Source organism: Saccharopolyspora sp. NPDC000995 (genome assembly GCF_053599315.1).
In genome coordinates this window covers 1-1,809 of sequence record NZ_JBSFLZ010000312.1, presented here as the reverse complement: position 1 = coordinate 1,809, position 1,809 = coordinate 1, and the positions used below count along the sequence as shown (strand labels likewise).

Annotated in this window: 2 protein-coding genes; both read left to right on the top strand. The window is 63.6% G+C overall.

What is annotated here, in order from left to right; all coding sequences use genetic code 11:
- The first annotated feature begins 773 nt into the window (after positions 1-773).
- A complete protein-coding gene (locus ACWDKQ_RS36045; RefSeq protein WP_450143219.1) occupies positions 774-1,298 on the top strand; it encodes a hypothetical protein in 525 nt (174 codons plus the stop codon).
- A 293-nt stretch (positions 1,299-1,591) separates the two neighbouring features.
- The coding region (locus ACWDKQ_RS36040; protein WP_450143218.1) for a hypothetical protein at positions 1,592-1,809 on the top strand (218 nt) is incomplete at its 3' end.

Here is a 1,809-nt window from a genome sequence, read left to right as displayed (position 1 = left end):
ATGCGATCGGCCCGACCGAGCGGTGGCTGGACGGAGTGCCGCCGGGCAAGGTCGCCCACTTCGCCGGCGAGGCCCACGTCGCCAATGTCGACGACCGACCATCGTCACGTGCTTGACGGTATGCACCGTGGACTCTCTGACCCGCTCCGCGGCGTGCCCACAGCCCGGACAGCACGCCGCCCGCAAGGCCGCGGTCGTCACATGCACCGTCCAGGAACCATCCGCCTCCCGCTCGATCACATCGATCTCGACCCCGTCCAGTCCCAGCAACTGCGCCGGCACCGTAGTCTGTGACACGCGCCCACCCGCCTCTACCGATGATCCTTGCTCTTGGTCGACAAAGATCATCACAGGTTCGGTGGGCGCACCTCGTCCCCGCCCTACACAAGCCACGGGCGCGGCTACAGAACGCAACAATCAGCTATCACCACAAGTGATCACTCGGATACAGGATCCGCTCCACTGCGAAGAGCCCGATTGATCTTGCTGAAGGATTCGTTTTCGCGAGAGGGTATCTCTGGAGTGCGGTCTTCTCATAGCCTGGCGCGGCTGGGTGCGGTGTTTGATCCGAATCTGATCGCGGATGCCGGGCTGGTTCCGGTGCTGCGGCTGACGGATGGCCCGGCTTGGCGAGTTGGTCATTGACGCGGTGCGCATCACCGTGGCCGGTAACGGTGGGGGCGCGAATCCGGTGGCGAAAGTGCTCACGGGTGGCGGCGATGGTCGCCGGGGCCGACAGCATCGGTGACGTCGACCGCTTACGGCATGCGGCGATGCCGGTGGTGTTCGAGGCGATCAAGTCACCGTCCACTGTGGGCACCTTTCTGTGGTCGTTCACACACGGCCACGCCGTGCGGCTTCATCGCGTCCACCAGGCATTCCTCACCGAACTGGCCGCTGAGACACCGCTGCCGATCGCCAGGACGGCGTCGTTGGCGGTGTGCCAGGACACATTGATCCCGGCGGCTGAGGGTGGCTGGTTGTTCGCTTGTACCACCCGGAGTTTCCAGGACAGTGGTGACTGGCAGATGGTGGCCCCGCTTGGTCCTGTGGTCGGTGTTAGTGTTCATGAGCATTGGTTCGGGGTTTTGGAGGAGATCGCTTCTTTTCCCGCGCAGACCCAGGTGCTGGCGTGGTTGCGGAGGAGGGATATCCGGGGCCGGGAGAGTGTCGGGCACTTGTTGGCGGCGGTGAACGATACCGATGGTGTTCGGCTGTTTGACCCGATGGATGGGCGTGCGCAGCCGCTTATCGAAACCGCACCGTTCGAGTTACGGGTCATGCGCTTTGACTCGTGAGTACGAATACGTGCTGCAGTTCACCTTTTCGCTCGCGAGCATATCCGTCGAAGCGACGCCTTCATGACCTCGAGCGGGGTGGTGAACCTTGCTGCTTGAAGGAGCCGTGTTCTCGTTGTGAGAGGCGTGTTGTGGTTCGGGAGCCGGGCGGCTGAGGTCGCCCGGCTATCGGGTTTTTGCACGTCAAAGCGCCGGTGGATCCAAGGGCTGGTTCCCAGCGGGGCGGAAGGGCTGATTCCCGCATACATCGTTGCTGCATTGTGTTGTGGCGGCGTTGGGGTGGGGTGGTTGTGATGTTTTCGTCGATCATGGTGCCGGAGGAGGTGCGGCGGCTTTTCCAGGTGTTGACCGGCGAGGATATGACGGATGCGGATGAGGGTCTGTTGTTCGCGGTGGCGGATGCGTTGGAGTCCGGCGCGGCGGGGGTCGGGGAGATGGGCGGGTTCGTGGCGGAATTGGTGGCGAAGGTGCGGACGGAGTTTTCGGGAAAGGCGGCGGACCGGTTCGCCGA

Coding starts and splice junctions, on each gene's coding strand:
- ACWDKQ_RS36045 (WP_450143219.1), top strand. CDS start 774: ATGCCGGTGGTGTTCGAGGCGATCAAGTCACCGTCCACTGTGGGCACC.